This is a genomic window from Enterococcus sp. DA9 (assembly GCF_008000875.1).
Lineage (GTDB): Bacteria > Bacillota > Bacilli > Lactobacillales > Enterococcaceae > Enterococcus_B > Enterococcus_B lactis.
On sequence record NZ_CP042839.1, the window covers coordinates 2543837 to 2561466 of the forward strand.

General features: G+C 32.9%; 14 protein-coding genes. 2 read left to right on the top strand and 12 right to left on the bottom strand.

The window, feature by feature from the left end; genetic code table 11:
• Window positions 1-21: 21 nt before the first annotated feature.
• The 5 genes from FTX43_RS13250 to FTX43_RS13270 all read right to left on the bottom strand — a co-directional run bounded on the left by FTX43_RS13250 (window position 22) and on the right by FTX43_RS13270 (window position 5448).
• Complete coding sequence (locus tag FTX43_RS13250) at window positions 22-909, bottom strand: NAD(P)-dependent oxidoreductase (RefSeq protein ID WP_002334659.1); 888 nt, start codon at window positions 907-909, stop codon at window positions 22-24.
• 88 nt (window positions 910-997) lie between these two features.
• The gene (locus FTX43_RS13255; protein WP_002290830.1) at window positions 998-2221 is read right to left on the bottom strand and encodes a glycosyltransferase family 4 protein; all 1224 of its coding nucleotides are present in this window, start codon (window positions 2219-2221) and stop codon (window positions 998-1000) included.
• A gap of 16 nt (window positions 2222-2237) precedes the next feature.
• Window positions 2238-3284: a glycosyltransferase family 4 protein gene (locus FTX43_RS13260; protein ID WP_002310358.1), complete on the bottom strand. Its 1047-nt coding sequence runs from the start codon at window positions 3282-3284 to the stop codon at window positions 2238-2240.
• A gap of 170 nt (window positions 3285-3454) precedes the next feature.
• The gene (gene ptsP / locus FTX43_RS13265) at window positions 3455-5182 is read right to left on the bottom strand and encodes a phosphoenolpyruvate--protein phosphotransferase (protein WP_002310355.1); all 1728 of its coding nucleotides are present in this window, start codon (window positions 5180-5182) and stop codon (window positions 3455-3457) included.
• Entirely contained in the window at window positions 5182-5448 is a 267-nt protein-coding gene (locus FTX43_RS13270) for a phosphocarrier protein HPr (RefSeq protein ID WP_002287602.1), read from the bottom strand. Before FTX43_RS13270 ends, ptsP begins: the two co-directional genes overlap by 1 nt.
• A gap of 477 nt (window positions 5449-5925) precedes the next feature.
• Between FTX43_RS13270 and FTX43_RS13275 the strand changes: the two genes are divergently transcribed.
• Window positions 5926-8160 (top strand): ATP-dependent Clp protease ATP-binding subunit, encoded by a 2235-nt coding sequence (locus tag FTX43_RS13275; RefSeq protein ID WP_002310354.1) that lies wholly within the window; start codon window positions 5926-5928, stop codon window positions 8158-8160.
• Window positions 8161-8443: 283 nt separating this feature from the next.
• Window positions 8444-8764 carry a DUF1827 family protein gene (locus FTX43_RS13280; protein WP_002310352.1) on the top strand — a complete coding sequence of 107 codons (321 nt, stop codon included), beginning with the start codon at window positions 8444-8446 and terminating at the stop codon, window positions 8762-8764.
• 74 nt (window positions 8765-8838) lie between these two features.
• Here the strand turns inward: FTX43_RS13280 and FTX43_RS13285 are convergent, their stop codons facing one another.
• The 7 genes from FTX43_RS13285 to FTX43_RS15300 form a co-directional block, all read right to left on the bottom strand.
• Window positions 8839-9054, bottom strand: a complete 216-nt coding sequence (locus FTX43_RS13285; RefSeq protein ID WP_147607110.1) for a flagellar motor switch protein — start codon at window positions 9052-9054, stop codon at window positions 8839-8841.
• A gap of 603 nt (window positions 9055-9657) precedes the next feature.
• Window positions 9658-9942: a hypothetical protein gene (locus tag FTX43_RS13290; protein ID WP_136498812.1), complete on the bottom strand. Its 285-nt coding sequence runs from the start codon at window positions 9940-9942 to the stop codon at window positions 9658-9660.
• A 163-nt stretch (window positions 9943-10105) separates the two neighbouring features.
• Window positions 10106-11083 (bottom strand): hypothetical protein, encoded by a 978-nt coding sequence (locus FTX43_RS15290; RefSeq protein WP_261801536.1) that lies wholly within the window; start codon window positions 11081-11083, stop codon window positions 10106-10108.
• A gap of 95 nt (window positions 11084-11178) precedes the next feature.
• Window positions 11179-14106: a hypothetical protein gene (locus tag FTX43_RS13300; RefSeq protein ID WP_147607111.1), complete on the bottom strand. Its 2928-nt coding sequence runs from the start codon at window positions 14104-14106 to the stop codon at window positions 11179-11181.
• A gap of 122 nt (window positions 14107-14228) precedes the next feature.
• Entirely contained in the window at window positions 14229-14456 is a 228-nt protein-coding gene (locus FTX43_RS13305) for a hypothetical protein (RefSeq protein ID WP_136498811.1), read from the bottom strand.
• A gap of 1243 nt (window positions 14457-15699) precedes the next feature.
• Window positions 15700-16533, bottom strand: coding sequence for a hypothetical protein (locus tag FTX43_RS15295; protein WP_261801537.1), 834 nt, complete (start codon window positions 16531-16533; stop codon window positions 15700-15702).
• Window positions 16530-17630 (bottom strand): hypothetical protein, encoded by a 1101-nt coding sequence (locus FTX43_RS15300; RefSeq protein ID WP_261801538.1) that lies wholly within the window; start codon window positions 17628-17630, stop codon window positions 16530-16532. The genes FTX43_RS15295 and FTX43_RS15300 overlap by 4 nt, the downstream gene beginning before the upstream one ends.

Here is a 17630-nt window from a genome sequence, read left to right on the forward strand (position 1 = left end):
TTCTCTAAAAAAACTCGTTTTTTATGATTTTTTTTCTGGTATTTTCCCTTCAGGCCACCAAAGTTTGATCAACGCTTGAGTTCCGTCATTCTCAAAACCTTTATCTGCCAACTCTTCGTATAGTTTCAACGCTTGGATGGTTGCTGGCAAGACAAGGTTCATTTTTTCTGCTTCTTCTAATGCAATCTTTAAATCTTTGATAAAATGTTTGACAAAAAAACCAGGCGTGTAATCTTCTTTCAAGATACGTGGGGAATAATTACTTAAAGACCAGTTAGCTGCACTTCCGCCTGAAAGTGTCTCAATCACTTTCTCTAAAGCGAGACCGTTTTTTTGTGCATAGACAAGCATTTCCGTCATTCCTGTCATCGTGCCTGCAATCATGATTTGATTGGCCATTTTCGTATGCTGACCTTTCCCAGCAGAGCCATGCAATGTAAATGTCGTACCAAATTCCTTGAATAAAGGAAGTACTTGATCATAGACCGATTCTTCTCCGCCCACCATGATCGTCAGTGTGCCATTCTTTGCTCCTAAGTCACCGCCTGACACCGGTGCATCTAATGCATCTGCACCTTTTTCTTTTGCTGTTTTTGCAATTTTTTCTGCCAGAGTTGGTGTACTTGTAGTCAAATCAACTAAAATGCGTCCTGAGACATCTGCAGAAAAAATCCCCGATTCTCCATAGTAGATTTCTTCTACATCTTTAGGATAACCTACCATTGTAAACAGAATATTACTTTGTTCTGCTACAGCCTTTGGTGTATCCGCCCAGACAGCTCCTTCTGTTACTAAAGGATCAGCTTTTGCTTTTGTCCGATTATAAACAGCGACTTCGTGACCTGCTTCTAGTAGATGGCGTACAACAGCACTTCCCATAACGCCTGTTCCGATAAAACCTAGTTTCATTCTTTCGACCTCCTAAAAATCAAAAATCCTTGCTTCTATGCTAGTATACGCTAGAAACAAGGATTTTTTTATAAAAAATGTTTGAATTTTATCTTTTAAATGAATTTAATTTGATTTTGATTCGTTCAATCGAAGCTTCTTCTTCTTTTCTTCGCATCTCTTCTTCATGGTAAACAACCATATCTTGATAAAATTCGATCATTGCTTCGCCGAAATGAGTAGACGAAATGTCATAAAGTTTGGCTTCTAAAACCTTTGGATTTCTAGGGACTTCACTGGAAATATAATCAATAAGTGCGGGTGCAAAGTCTTCGTCGGTTTCAAAAGTTTTCCCTAATGAAGGATGATCGAACAATCGGTTCAAATAAGCATTTCCTTCTACGACACAAGGCGTGCCGGCTGCCATCGCTTCGGTATAAGTAAGCCCCTGTGTCTCTGAAGTAGAAGCACTGACAAAATAATCTGCCGCTTTATAATAAAGGGCTACATCATTGTTATCCACTTCTCCTGTAAACTGCACAAATTCTTCTAACTGCAGTTCGGAAATCAATTCCTCTAACTCTTCTACATAAGGACCTTTTCCTACAATAACTAATCTGGCATTAGGGTAAGCCGAGATAACCTGAGGAAATCCATTAACCAATGCTTGGATATTTTTCTCATAAGAAATCCTGCTTAAAGAAAGAATCATCAGATGATTTTCCTGAAGTCCTAATGACTCCCTTAACTTGTTGATATCCTCCTGAGTGATATCAGAACGTTTGAACTTCTCAATGTCGATACCAGTAGGAATCACACGAAGCGGTGCTACTACACCATAGCTACGTAATGTATCAATAACACGTTCACTTGGACAGACTACACCTGTCGTATGATTAGCAAATAATCTGGATAAGTATTTTACATGGGATTGCCTGATCACTTTTCCTTTACCGATATAATGAAGGTAATCTTCATACATCGTATGGTAAGTATGGATCAGGGGTATTTTCAACTTCTTAGCTACCATCTTCCCGAGTATTCCTGCTCCGAATTCTGTATGGGTATGGATCAGATCTAATTCTAGTTCTTTGGCAACCAAATAAGCATACCACATGCCTCTAACAACAACTCTTCGATCCTTGAAAGAAATAAACGGTACACTTGGCATTCGAATCACATCTTTTTCCAACTTGTCCGCATTAGGATCGGTTGTCGTAAAGATATAGACTTCATGCCCATGTTTTTCTAATTCTTGTTTTAATGTTTTGATCGATGTAGCCACTCCGCTGACTTGCGGAAAGTAGGTATCGGTAAAAAAGCCGATTTTCATGTTTTTCGCCTCCAAACTAGTCCTTTGTCTGATGTACTTTTTTTAATTTGCTAGAGACTTTTTCATTCAGCACACTTTCATATACGTTTTTAAGTTCTTCACCGATTTTATTGATACTTCGTTCTTTTGCTGTTTGATAACCGGCTTGTGTCAAACTCGGTAGCTCTTCATTGGTAATCTGTTGAATCAGTTGGATAAACGCTTCGTTTGTCTTCCCCATATAGCAGTTCTTGCTATCTTCTAACCAGCCATTATACACTGGAATATCTCGAACAAGTACATTTTGCTTGCTTGCTAAAGCTTCTAAAACAACGATTCCTTCCGTCTCTTCATAGGAAGGAAAAAAGAATAGATCTGCACCTGAATATGCTCCTTCGATGATTTCCCCTCGTATATATCCAGGAAACAGAACATTCTCAGGATGGTCTTCTTTTACAATTTTCCGGATGTTTCGAGGAATCGAGTACATCGGAACATGACCAAACCAAATGAATGTATAGTCGGGCATCTTCTTAGCAATTTCTACGAAATCAATGATTCCTTTACGTTCGAAAAACAAACCGACACAAATGATTACTTTTTGATCCGGAGATAGTTTGAAATACTCTCTGAACTTTTGTTCTTTCATTGGATCAGGGCGATATTTCTCTAGGTCGATCCCATTGGAAATAGCTTGAATCGGTACACGGATACCATAGCTTTCCAACAACTGTTTTGAATAAGGTGTTGGCGTGATCAAATAGTCCGCTTTTTGGTACAATCCTACCAGATATTTTTTTACAATAGGAGAAAGCTTGTTCGATCCGATAAAGGAATTTCGGAAGTCTTCCTCTGTTGAATGCGCATGATAGACAACTTTTTTACCTTCTCTTCTGGCTTTATTGACCATATTATGACTATTGATTCCGTATGTATTGATGTGCAGGATGTCATAATCATCTTTGTCGTCTAGTGTATAAGAGATACCGACTTCCGTCAGAGCACGTTTTTGATGATCAAGCGCACGCCCGATTCCAGATTTTGCAAGCATCTTTTCACTTTCAAAATATAATAATACCTTCACCTTACGTCCCCCTTCATTTATATAGTATAACATAGCCTCCAAACTGTCACTCAAACTTAAGCCCTATTTTTGTCTAATCTTGCTGACAAAAACGTTTTCTTAAAAAAGAACAGAAAACAAAAAAGCTGGCGTAGCTCTTTTACAAGCTACACCAGTTTTTTATACGTTGTTTATTTTACATATTCATGAACAAGTTCAACGACTTCTTCCATCGTATCGCATTCTTTCAATGCACGATCAGCAAGTTCAGCCATTTTCCCTGTGTCCAAGCGTTTCATTAAACTACGTGTTTTAAGAATAGATGTCGCGCTCATTGAGAACTCATCTAGACCCATACCTACTAGCAACGGAACAGCGGTTTGATCTCCAGCCATTTCTCCACACATACCTGCCCATTTTCCTTCAGCGTGTGCTGCATCAATTACATTTTTGATTAAACGTAAGATTGATGGGTTATATGGTTGGTACAAGTAAGAAACACGTTCATTCATACGGTCTGCTGCCATTGTGTATTGAATTAAATCGTTCGTACCTACTGAGAAGAAATCCACTTCTTTTGCAAACTTGTCTGCTAAGACTGCTGCTGCTGGAATCTCAATCATGATGCCGACTTGGATTGTATCTGATACTTCCTTGCCTTCACTGATCAATTTTTGTTTTTCTTCTTCAAAGATCGCTTTTGCTGCACGGAATTCTTTGAGCGTAGCTACCATAGGGAACATGATACGTAAGTTACCATGAACAGATGCACGAAGTAATGCACGCATTTGTGTGCGGAACATTTCGTCGCCTTGTTCAGATAGACTGATACGTAATGCACGATATCCTAAGAATGGATTCATTTCATGAGGTAATTGCAGATATGGTAGTTCTTTATCCCCGCCGATGTCCATTGTACGAACAACAACTGGTTTTCCTTCCATACCTTCTAATACAGCTTTGTAAGCTTCGTATTGGTCATCTTCTGTTGGGAAGTCCGGAGAATCCATATATAGGAATTCAGTACGGTACAGACCAACTGCTTCTCCACCATTGTTATGAACACCAACTAGATCTTTTGGTGTTCCGATGTTTGCAGCTAATTCAAAATGCTTGCCGTCAGCTGTGACAGTTTCTGCATTTTTTAGTTTTTCCCATTCTGCTTTTTGTGCTGCGTAATCTGCACCTGCTTTTTCAAATTCAGCTTTTTGTTCCTCTGTAGGATCGATGATTACATCGCCTTCGATCCCGTTGACAGCCAAAATATCGCCTTCTTTGACTTTAGCAGTGATTTCTTTTGTCCCAACGATTGCTGGAATTTCTAAAGAACGTGCCATGATAGCAGAATGTGAAGTACGTCCACCAATGTCTGTTACAAACGCTTTTACAAAATTGCGATCTAATTGTGCAGTATCACTTGGAGTCAAGTCATGTGCAACAACGACCACTTCTTCGTTGATCATTGATGGATTTGGTAAAGTAACGCCTAATAAGTGCGCTAAAATACGTTTAGCAACGTCACGAATATCTGCAGCACGCTCTTGCATATAAGCATTATCTTCCATTGCTTCGAACATACCGATATACATATCCGTTACTTCTTTTAGCGCTGATTCAGCATTTACGCTGTTGTCTTTAATATTTTGCTTGATTTGACCTACCATTTCTGGATCTGAAAGAACCATCAAATGGGCATCAAATACTTGCGCTTCTGCTTCACCTAAGCTTTGCGCTGCTTTTTCACGAATTTGCTGCAATTCTTCAGTAGATTTAGCTAATGCAGCATCCAAACGAGCTTCTTCAGCCGCAGTATCTTCTACTGTTGCCTTACTGAATGTTAAATCCGGTTGAACTAGCAGGTAAGCTTTTGCAACGGCAACACCGTCACTAGCGGCAATCCCTTTTAGCATTTCAACCATTATTCAGATAAGCCTTCTTTCTTCATTGTTTCAACGATTGCTGCCATTGCGTCAGCTTCGTCAGCACCTTCTGCAGTGATAGTAACATCAGAACCTTGACCTACACCTAAAGACATAACGCCCATGATTGATTTCAAGTTTACTGATTTACCTTTATACTCTAAGTTTACATCAGAGTTAAATTTGCTTGCTGTTTGTACTAATAATGTAGCTGGACGTGCGTGGATCCCAGTTTCTGCTACTACGTGAAATTCTTTCTTTTCCATATTAATCGGTCTCCTTTAAGTGAGTGTTGTTTTTATGTGAGGGTTTTCTTTTTTAGTAATTCAGAGAATCCTAACAAGTGTCACCCTTTCATCTGTAAAGATTAACATTTTTTTTCGTTAGATACAACAGTTTTCATTCAATTTCAGATAAAAGTATTCAAATTATTCCGGATTCTTTTTCATCCTTTTCTTCACATTTTATAACAAACGTGTTTATTTTCTTTTTCTTGTCGCTATCTTTTCTCCTGACGTTTATCATTCTTTCCTTTGACCTTGTTTGTTTTTATATGAAACGAATTACTTGCTTCCCTTTCAATTTTTAGTATAATAAGAATCAAAGGTCAGGAATGGTCAATAGGCATTTTACCTTTTCTACCTCATAAATCCCTAAAAAAATAGGGGTTATTCTTTTACCTCATGAAAAACGAGATGTAAAATATGGTTGTACCCATTTTTGTGAAAGGACGTGAATGATTCATGCTTTGTCAAAACTGTGGCAAGAATGAGGCAACGATTCACTTGTATGCCACTGTCAATGGTCAGCGGACACAACTTGATTATTGTCAGAGCTGTTATCAAAAAATCAAAAATCAGCAAAATGGAGGTCTAACTAATATGGCCCAAAATGATCCATTTGGATTTGGCAGTTTGGACGATCTTTTTCGTTCCATGTCTCGCCAAATGCAACAGCAAGGAAACTATGAGCAAACACCGCCAACACAATTTGGTGGAAACAACAACTTCAATGGTGGACAACCACCTCAAGGCAATACAGAAGGTTTATTGGGAGAATACGGAATCAACATCACTGAACAAGCTCGACAAGGGGATATCGACCCTGTGATCGGTCGTGATGATGAAATCAAACGTGTCATCGAAATTTTAAATCGTCGAACTAAGAACAACCCTGTCTTGATTGGTGAACCTGGTGTTGGTAAAACAGCAGTTGTAGAAGGGTTAGCACAAAAAATCGTAGATGGCGATGTCCCACAAAAATTAATGGACAAAGAAGTCATTCGTTTAGATGTCGTATCCTTAGTCCAAGGTACTGGTATACGAGGTCAATTCGAAGAACGGATGCAAAAATTGATTGAAGAAATTCGTCAAGCAGAAAATGTGATTCTATTTATAGATGAAGTGCATGAAATCGTCGGCGCTGGTTCCGCAGGCGATGGAAACATGGATGCTGGTAATATTTTAAAACCTGCTTTAGCTCGAGGAGAATTGCAGATGGTTGGTGCTACTACCTTAAACGAGTATCGCATCATCGAAAAAGATGCTGCCTTAGAGCGTCGCATGCAACCCGTACGAGTAGATGAACCAACTGTCGAAGAAACAATCAGTATCTTGAAAGGACTGCAAAAACGTTACGAAGACTATCATCATGTAAAATATACTGATGAAGCCATCGAAGCAGCCGCAACTTTATCCAATCGTTACGTCCAAGATCGCTTCTTGCCGGATAAAGCCATCGATTTGCTAGATGAAACAGGTTCTAAGAAAAACTTAACAATTCAAATCGTTGATCCTAAAACAATCGAGAAAAAACTACAAGAAGCGGAAGAACAAAAAGTTTTAGCTTCTCGAGAAGAAGATTTCGAAAAAGCGGCTTATTACCGTGACCAGATCAACAAACTTCAAAAAATGAAAGAACGCCAACTCACCGAAGAAGAAACACCTGTCATCACCGAAAAAGATATGGAAAAAATCGTTGAACAACGAACAGGTATTCCAGTGGGCGAATTAAAAGAAAAAGAACAGACACAATTGAAAAACTTAGCAGATGACTTGAAGGCTCATGTCATTGGTCAAGATAATGCTGTAGACCGTGTAGCGAAAGCGATTCGCCGAAATCGTGTTGGATTGAACAAACAGAATCGTCCAATTGGCTCCTTCTTATTTGTCGGACCAACCGGTGTAGGTAAAACAGAACTTGCCAAACAGCTTGCCTATGAATTATTCGGTTCACAAGATTCAATGATTCGTTTCGATATGTCTGAATATATGGAAAAACACAGTGTCTCTAAATTGATTGGTTCTCCCCCAGGTTATGTTGGATACGAAGAAGCTGGTCAATTAACAGAAAAAGTTCGGAGAAATCCTTACAGTCTTGTCTTATTAGATGAAGTTGAAAAAGCTCATCCAGATGTTTTGCACATGTTCTTGCAAATCTTAGATGATGGCCGATTGACGGACGCACAAGGAAGAACCGTCAGCTTTAAAGATACGATCATCATCATGACAAGTAATGCCGGTACTGGTAAAGTAGAAGCAAATGTTGGCTTTGGTGCGGCACGTGAAGGTGTTACTCGTTCGGTATTGAATCAATTGAATAATTACTTTACACCAGAGTTTCTAAATCGTTTTGACGGAATCATCGAATTCAGTGCTTTGTCAAAAGAAAACTTGATGACCATCGTTACACTGATGCTAGACGATGTCAATCAAATGCTGGCAGCACAGCAACTTCATATCGAAGTTCCTACGAATGTCAAAGAAAAATTAGTTGACTTAGGTTATGATCCATCCATGGGTGCTCGTCCCCTTCGACGAACAATCCAAGAACAAATCGAAGATGGCATCGCTGAATTTTACCTTGATCACCCTTCTATTCATGAGTTGAAAGCAAAATTGGATAAGGATGGAAAAATCATTGTGACTTCTAAACCAGAACGTTTAGCAAAAGAATCAACCGAAGAAACGGCTGAGTAAACCTAGTATGTATATAGAGGCTGGGACAGAAGCGTTTAACTCCAAGAAATAAGAAGGAATTCGCGAAAATTACTTTACAAATTTTTGTGAATTTCAGCTTATTGCCGAAGGAGTTGCTTCTGCTTCCGCTGTTTATACGTGTTTAGAGCGTGGGACAAAAGTGTTCTTTACTTTTGTCCCACGCTCTCTTTTTTCAGAAAAGTCAAAATACTGTTCATTTTATAAAAAAGAAATTATAATAAAAGAAACAAGCAATTAAAAATACATAAAAGAGGTGAGCGCCATGAAATTGGTAAATGTAACAAACAGCCATTCCCGTCTTGTATTGAACCAGCTTGAAAACACTGATGCCCATCTGGTCAAAGTCTACACAGCCGGAAATACCACTATTGTCTACACTGAAGCCCCTGAACATAATGAAATTTTGTTAATCAATGATAAACGTAAAATCCAGCCGAAAGAAATCGAAGAAGCTAAAAATTATTTCTTGGATAAAATCAAAGATGCTGTTTACCACGAGGATGAAATCAAAGTAATCGAATTGGCCGGGCTTGTTGAAATCTCTATTCCAAAACACGAATTAGACGCGACGTTAGCCGTTTAATCAACTTTTGAACATAATTAAAGAAGCAAATGAGACGATTCACGCCTCATTTGTTTCTTTTGCTTTCTGGCTCTTTATTTTTTACGCTTCTTTTGTGTCTTTCTCTTTTCATTTTTTGATCTACTCGTATCTTTATTTTTTACTTTTTCTTCTTTCTGGATGATTGATTGCACTTCTTGTGCAATCTGCTCGTTTTTGTCCCAGTCTTTTACATCCAACAATCGACATAATCGCAACATTTCTGCTTTTTTCTGTTTTTTTCTTTGACGCCTTTGCCATTCTGTTTCCATTTCACAAACCCTCCTCTCTTTAATAGTATGTACGCAAAGTAATTTTTATATTTTTTTAGATTAGACATTTTTTATAGTTTTAAATGATAAAAAGAACCGTAACGGAAAATCCGTCACGGCTAACAACAAAGTATAAGAATGTATTTTCAAAATTTTTATTTGCACTTGAAACTGAGTGGCAGACTCATGGTTTCTTGGTAAACTGTATTCAACCAAATCTAAAACAGGAGAAGCTGTTTTTGTTTGGCTTTCCTTATTACTTGATGCAACGCAAATTTTTTATAACCTCTTTACATCAAACTTCTCAGTTTGACATCTGGATATTTATCCGCAAACCAGCGTTCCGCAAATTGGTTTTCAAATAAGTGAAAGTCCCTTTTTATCAGGCTTCATCATACAATAAATAATCTTAGAAAGCAATCCATTTCTGCTACAAACCAACGCAATGTTCATACCTTTGTTTTTCTCAATATACCTATTACTTCTTAATCAATAATTTTAGTAGGAAAATTGATTAGACAAGTATCACAAAACAAAAGTTGAAAATTATATGTTATTTAATGTGACTTTTCTATTCTATCAATTGTGCCTAATCCAAACTGTTTAATGGATAAATCTGCGTTTTTCTTGAGGGAGTAGATTCATGAACAACATTGCTGAAAGATAGTGTTTCTGTATATATTCCAAAACACCTAAACTTCCCTTATCTTCGGAATTTCGGAGTTCTTCTTTTATTTGAGCCATATCTACATGAATACTTCCGCTCAAAAAATTAATTGCATCTGAAAATTCTTTATCTTCATGATAAGCATCGTAAAAGTCGGCAAGATGTTTACAAGTAACTACTCCATTTATCGTTAGCTCGATTAATGCTTTTTGGATATTCAAACTTATCTACTCCAGTCTGTCTTCGAGAATACTTCTTTCAATTCCTCTAACGATTTTACTCTTTTAGATAAATCCGCATTCATGCCTGAATCAATGAACTTCTCTACTTCTTTATTTTTATTATTATTCAAATTCTTTCTCTCAGTCATTATGCTGAATTGTGTCATAATAATTCTGTTTTTAGCTCTTTAGGTACTTTTCTTCGCATATTCACTTTTATGGTAGAATCTCCTTTTTCGTTAAAAGTAGATACCATGTTAATGTCCTGTAAATTATTTAATAACTCAATATTTTGAGGAGTATTCTCTATTTCAACTACTCTGTTTTTTCCATTTTTATCAATATACAATTCAGAAATTGGTTTACTTTGTGTTCCCAACCAATATATTACATTTTTTATAGAAATCTCATTCAACTTTTTATTTTTGAAAAGATTATTGAGTAAATCAACGAATAGTTCCGTATTTGACAAATTGTTAAAAATACAATCATATTCTTCTGTTGAAAAATCAATAATATCATTCTCTAAGAATAAGTTTAGCGTTTGTTCAATTGTTGATTTACTTAATGTCATCTCTTGTAAGTTAAAGATAAAATATTCTTTTAAGTATTCAACATCCATATTCTTAAGCAATTTTACAAACAGTGTATCATCAGAAGAAATTCCTCTTTCGAACAGAATTTCTACTAATTTAGTATTTTCGAAAAACTCATCTGATTCTTCATCAACAATAGTATCTAGTAACTCTTTAACTGATTCAAGTTTCCAATTCTTTATGAGAGAAAACATTTCATCTTCTGACAAGTCAATTTCAGAATAATTTTCTAGAAAGTCATTAGGATGATTAAGTACTACCTTGACAATAACACCATCTTCCTTAAACTTACTAACATTTTCTATATTAAAATCAATTAAATTATTTCTAGCTAAAATATGAGTGCTTTGACTTGAAAGATTGCCTGCATCATATGTTGTAATCTCTAGTAGTTCAATATTATCCTCTGTAATACCTATCGCTTTATTATCAACCATCCTTTTAAGCAATGCTTTTAATTTATCTTTTGAATCAGATTTATCATATTGTTTTTTAAGAGAAATCACTTCATTCTGATTAGTGAATATTGAGTTCATAACAGACAAATCAATTTCTACATTTTCATAATAGTCTTCTATATTTTCCCATGTGATACTACATTTTCTCTTCTCTAATAATGTTGCCCAAAGCGAAGAATCCGTTACTTGGTTAATTTTTCTAATGTAATATTCGATTTATCTATTAGGTTTGTCTTAATATCTGGTTTATTAAGTTTTTGGGAATTTAATAGACTTAAAAAACTTTCCTCAGTTTCAAGTAATTCGTCTAATGAAAATAGAACTTCATCTACAAAATGATATAAGTTCATATTCGTATTTCTGATTAAATCATCTATCTTTGAATTTAATATATTTGCGTAAGAGACCGCTTTTAATTCATCTGAATTTTTGTAGTTTAAAATTTTAGAAAACATATCTTTATCATATCTATACAAATCATATTGAATAAATTTATTGTATTGTTCTTCAGACAAGTTATCTAATTCTATATCATTAAAATAGATTTTCGCAGATTGAAATGTCTCTTCATTATGTTCAGATAAGACTTCCATAATGGTATTAGACTCTACATAGTCTTCAATTTCTATAAAGAAATTAGGTCTATTTAAAATGTTTTCTCTTATTAAGAATACATAGTCAGACGCATCTTCATCGCCTTCAAACTCTTCATTACCTTCATAAACTGGCTTATACTTACTTAATACCTGTAACAATAGATTCTTTCTATTATCTTTCCCATAATATAGAGTTATATCACCTAAACAAGCATAAAAAATCAAATCAATCAATCGGTTCTTTTCTGAAGCATTGCATTTTTCTATAAAATCATTTGAATATTTTCTTAATAATTCAAAAACTAAATTAGCGATATTCAATTTATCTTCAGCTAAAATTATTTTCAAATTTTCTAAATATATATCTTCTTCTTGAATAAAGATTTTTTCTAAAACTGCTTCACGAATCTTATGTTTATCTTTAAAGTTATTAGAAAATAGGTACTTCAAAACATTGATGTTAAGTATTCCCTGCTTTTCAAAATCTTGTGGTAAAAGTTCACTAACAAATCCTTCTGGATTATCAAGTTTTTCATTAAATTCAACGCTTTGATTAGATTTCAATTTAACTAATAGATTTTTATCATCAATAGTCATGCTTTTTTCATAAAAAATGGATAAATACGATGAGTAGTCTTCGGCTAAATAACCATTAGATAAAATATACAGAATAAAATCCTTATCTTTATTGTCGTATTTTTCTTTTGTCATTTCTGCATATATTAATTTTACTAACTCAGGATACTTTTTTATTTTTTGTTTCAAAGATGCCCTGATGAAAGTATTTAACTCATTTCTCTTTAAATCATACTCTTCCTGTTGTTTTTCCATTCTTGCTTTTAAAATTGAATCTTTTTCTTTCAATATCTGCTTAAAACTAGATTTTAAAATTTCGTTCGTTCCACGATTCCACAAATGGAATTGAATTTTTTCTTCATTATTTTCTAAAATATCATCAATAGTTGTTATATTAAATTCAGTTAGTTGCTTATAGTTTCCATTAAGTAATATCTTATCATCTATCGATATTCCTTGGTCAAATAAGAACTTCTTTATTTCAGTTAACTTATCTACATTTATTTGTTCCTCGATTTTTTTAAATTCAGCTTCAATTATTGTTAACTCTTCATTTACTTCTTTAATTAATTCACAATCAAATTTACCCTGAACGATTATTTCATAAATAAAACCTTGTGACTTTTGTAATTCTGTAAACGCAGAAGGGACTAGATTTTTTAACGCTATTATTGAAAATAAAGCTTCTTTGTTCATGCTTCTAGATAAACTTCCATGTATATCTAAATAAGTAAAAAACTCATTAACGATATTTGTCAACAACCTCAAATCTGAAATATATAAGGAGATGTCTTTCAAAAAATTCTCGAAGTTTCCATCTAAATTCGTCACTGACTTCTCTTTCATCATAGGTACTAGATATTCTCTTGAATTAAACGTATCTACGACTGGTATTATCGGAATAATCAGTTCAAAAAATTTCGTTCTAATTTCTGATTCATGTTCCTCAATATCTTCTTTTGAATTTGAAAATATATCCTCTTTCACAGCATATATAAATGTGATTTCCCGACTGATTTGTTTTGAATTGTTTAGAAGTAGATTAAGTTCCTTTAAATGCTCGAATACTCGAATACTTTTAAATCTGTCAACATCTTCTATAACCACCACATCGAACTTATTCGTTTCAAAATAATATAAAATCTCATCTATATATTTGTTAAAATAAGAAAAATTATTTTTGTCCTCTTCAATTGAAACATTAGCAAAGTTTAGTTTTGAAAGTTTGAATTGTTTCAAAACGGTCTGAAAAACTTGAAAAAATAAAATACTAATGCTGGCTAATAGGACACAATACAAAATCAAATCAAGAGACTCTGTTTTACTGGCGATTCCTTCGACATTACTCAATATTATTTCTTTGAAATTTAAATAATCTTTTAAATAGAAAAAGCTTACCAACGATGCAAAAAATAGGAAGTATAATAAAAACTTTTTTCTACTCGAAATATGATTGATTTTTTTGAAACGTGAATATGGTAACTTAGAATTTTTTTCTCTATAAATCATTTGTTTTACCAAACTATTTTCTAATTTTTCATTCAAATCATCAATATTATCAGTTTCCTCTGCATTCGCCTCTTGGTTTTCCAATTCTTGTTTAGAATAGGAACCCAATGATAAATTCAAAACTTTATAATTAGGATAAAGAAATTCAAAATTCTTTATTATTGTACTCTTTCCTGAACCATAACTGCCCATTAATGCGATATTAGTAATGTCCGGATTTTTAACACCGTCATGAATTCGCTTAATATATGGCATTATTCGTTCTAACTCTATACCTTTTAAAATCTTTGGAGATAAACTACTTTGAATAAATTTTCCAGCATTATTTTTTTCTTCAATTTTATTCGACTTTGCTTTAAACCAATCAATTATTTGATTTATAACAATTAAGTATGATGTCCAAAAAGTTTTTCTTAATCTTTCTAACAATTTTTACACATCCTTCGTTAAATATTCATTTTAATTATAACAGCTTTCAACTTAATTAGGGATAATAAAAAAACCTAGTCTAAAGCAGACTAGGTTTCAATTTCTTCAAAATTTTATCAACTTCAATACAGACTTCCTTCAATTTCTGGAAAACTTTCAATAATAGTCAATTCCATGTCTGAACTGTCTATTGTTTGATGAATAATATTCTGCACAGTATCTCGATATACCTGATTTCCCACACAATCATTAGACAAGTAATCTAATGCTAACAAAGAGAAAATAGCTTGCTTATAGCTTAGATTACTTGTAATAACAGTGACGTATTCATTCATAATAATGCCCTCCATTCATTTTAATGGTCCTGAAGGTTATCATCCAACGTTGCTATAGTCAATTAAAAAATACGATTTTTCTATTCAATCAAATATTTCTTTACTCATTTTAATTTAGAGAGCAAAATAGTCTTAAGATTTTTGTTTCTATCAGGTCTAAGAAATATTTTTTTATCTCAAATTTAATGATAAAAACCACTTAAAAAATGACCCTTAAAAAAGTCAATAAAACCAAAGGTTTTCTCTTTATTGACAAAATTAATATATTATTGTTATATCAACGTTTTAAAGCACTATTTTTGAAAAAACACCTCTCAAATGAAACGAAGAAATAATTGTGGGGAATTAACCACTAACTTTCATCAGAGAGATGTTTTTGTAACGAAGATTTTCCTAAACTATGCTTAAACGTTTATATATCAATGTTTACATATAGTTTTTCAAATTATAAAACTGGTAGAAGTAAAATTTTTTATCTTTCCATCAGACTATGATTTAAAATACTATTCATAAAGTCATTTTAGCATTTAAAAGTTCAAAAATACTTTATAGATTTCTAAAATCGATTCTATGCTGTTTGTTTTGCGTTCTAAGACGTTTTAAATTTTTATGTATAATTTATCGAAAATAATTTCTAACACCCTCTAGAGATAATACAGGTCGTTTAAAAAGCGTTTCTAGTTATTTTATTATCCCAAAACTTCATTAATTCATTTTATATAATATTATGTATATTGTTGTTAGATAGAGGTTAATATAGATTTTATAAGTACTTTCATTTACTGAATTAAAAAAAGAGAAACATAGAATTTCGTTATATATAAAAATACATAATCATTAATAGAGAGTAAATTTTAAATATTTAACTGAACCTAGACAAGTGCTATTAAGTAAGCAAGTCTTTGACTTGCTACTACCTAAAAACAAGAAAAGAAAACATCCTCTTTTTAAATTTTAATATTCCTATTATAAGTAAGCAAAGCGAAGCTTTGCTAATACTCAATCAGTATGTATGATTATAAACCTACATATTATATACCATCAATATTGAATTGGAACTTTCGTAGAGAAAACCCAGTTTTTCTGGTAAAACTTGTTAGGTTTTATAATCATACCTCAAATAAGAATATATAAATAATAAGTTCTTTGAGGTATGATTATAAAAGTTATGATTTACCCCTAGTTTTATTGAAGAAATCGAATGAAAGTTACAATTCAATAAAAATAGGGTATAACTTATACAATCTCTTCAATAATACTAATTCTTCACGTATATGATACTTCTACTCTTAATTTCATTAGATATTTTATAACTCTCTCGAATACTATTGGTTACTCTGATAAGCTCTAAATCATAGTCTTTACAGATATTTGCACGGCATTGTTTTACCAAATATTCAGCATCTTTCTTTGTCTTTTTCTTTAATAGATATTTATAAACATAAAAAATTATATCTCTTTCAGCAACATATCTTTGGGTTTCTATTTTTCTTAAAATGAATTTAGCTATTTTCAACTCATTTTCCTTTTTTGATTCGGATAATAAATTTTCATCTACTTTAATTTTTTTAGATACTACAGTGGTTTCTCTTTGCTTAAAAATATTACTGGCAATATCTTTTCCCAAAATTCTAGCAATCCCTTCAAAATTCAAAGCATTCAACGTATAGTTATTATCATATAATTCTTTAGATATAGTCTCTGATTTTTCCATGTCAGCATTTTTAAACTCTATAAAATTTGTATAATGATATTTATTGCTAATTATTTTTTCATAAGAATTTTCTGTGTATTTTTCAAATAATTCAGTAGGTATTTGTGATTCTTCTAGCTTTTCAATATTTTCTGTAATCGCCAGTTTGTTAATTACTCTTTGTATTCTTTTACTATCATACCTTGTTCCCAGAACAATATTTATTTCTTTTGCAATATTTTCACTTGTTAGGCATAGTAAGTGTCGAACTTCCCCTGTTTTAAAATCTTCATACATATACTCTGAAAGCATATCCAATAACGCAATTGAAATACGTAAGTCACTTCCTAGAAACTTTCTGAATTTAGGGTATTCAACAGCTAATTTTTCACTCTTCAATACTTTTCTAAAAAATGAATTTTATCAATTTGTTCTGCTGATTCAGAAGTTCTATCCAAACTACTTCCAGTTAAATATAATAATAAATCGATGGATTTACAACTTCCTTCATACCCTGTTAGATTTAACAGTTTAGAAATTACTCGCAAAATATCTAAATTGGCAAAAGAATCCTTATTAAACCGATGGTAAATTTGTGTGCCATCTTTCCATTGAATCACGCTCGCACTTGGATTTTCGTCTTTTTCTAAAATATCATGAAACGGTTCTGATTTAGGTAGTTCTAAAAACTCTCTCATATCAATTGTTTGCCTTAGTATCACTCGTGCATTTGTGTAAGAAGGATATATTTTAGAAATTTCTGAATCGAATTTATCTAGGATAATCGCTCTTGCCTCATCAATTGATTCTTGTGTATTTTCTTTAATTAATTGCCAAACCAGCTTTCTATTTTGAATTTCATATTGTTCGTTATAAATTTCTGATTTTACTATTTTGTTTGGCAGTTTTTTCATCGGCACAATATCGCTTGTAAATTTTTTAACATTCAAAAGATTGGAAAAATTAATTTCTTCATACCCTCTATCACTTCCAAAAAATAGCCGATTGGGATTAGAACATTTTCTATCAGCTGATGGGAACAAACGAAATAATTTAGTATAAATATTACCAATTTCTAAATAGTCTATTACAGGCTTATTCAGCACAAAGACTACTCTAAATTTATCAACTATTGCTTCTTTATCAGAGAAGGTTCGATACATGAAACAAGCATTTTGTTTAATAAAGTCATGATTTCTTACATAGTCATAAGTGGTCATACCGTATTTTTCTATATCTACTTTAGAATTATCAAAATCAAGCATAATCAGTTGTTGCTGTTTAAAATTAATCGAATGAATGCGTTCAGAGAATTCTTCTGTTTCAAAATACGTTGCCAACATACTTGTTTTCCCTTTAACAGCAATACTTTCAGCAATATTTTCAATTTCTTTTTTCTTTATTTTTTTATATAAAGTATTTTGAATCAATCTAATTTCATCAGGATTAGGTTTACTTTTTCTTTGAATATCTTCCATACACAGCTCAATTTTCAT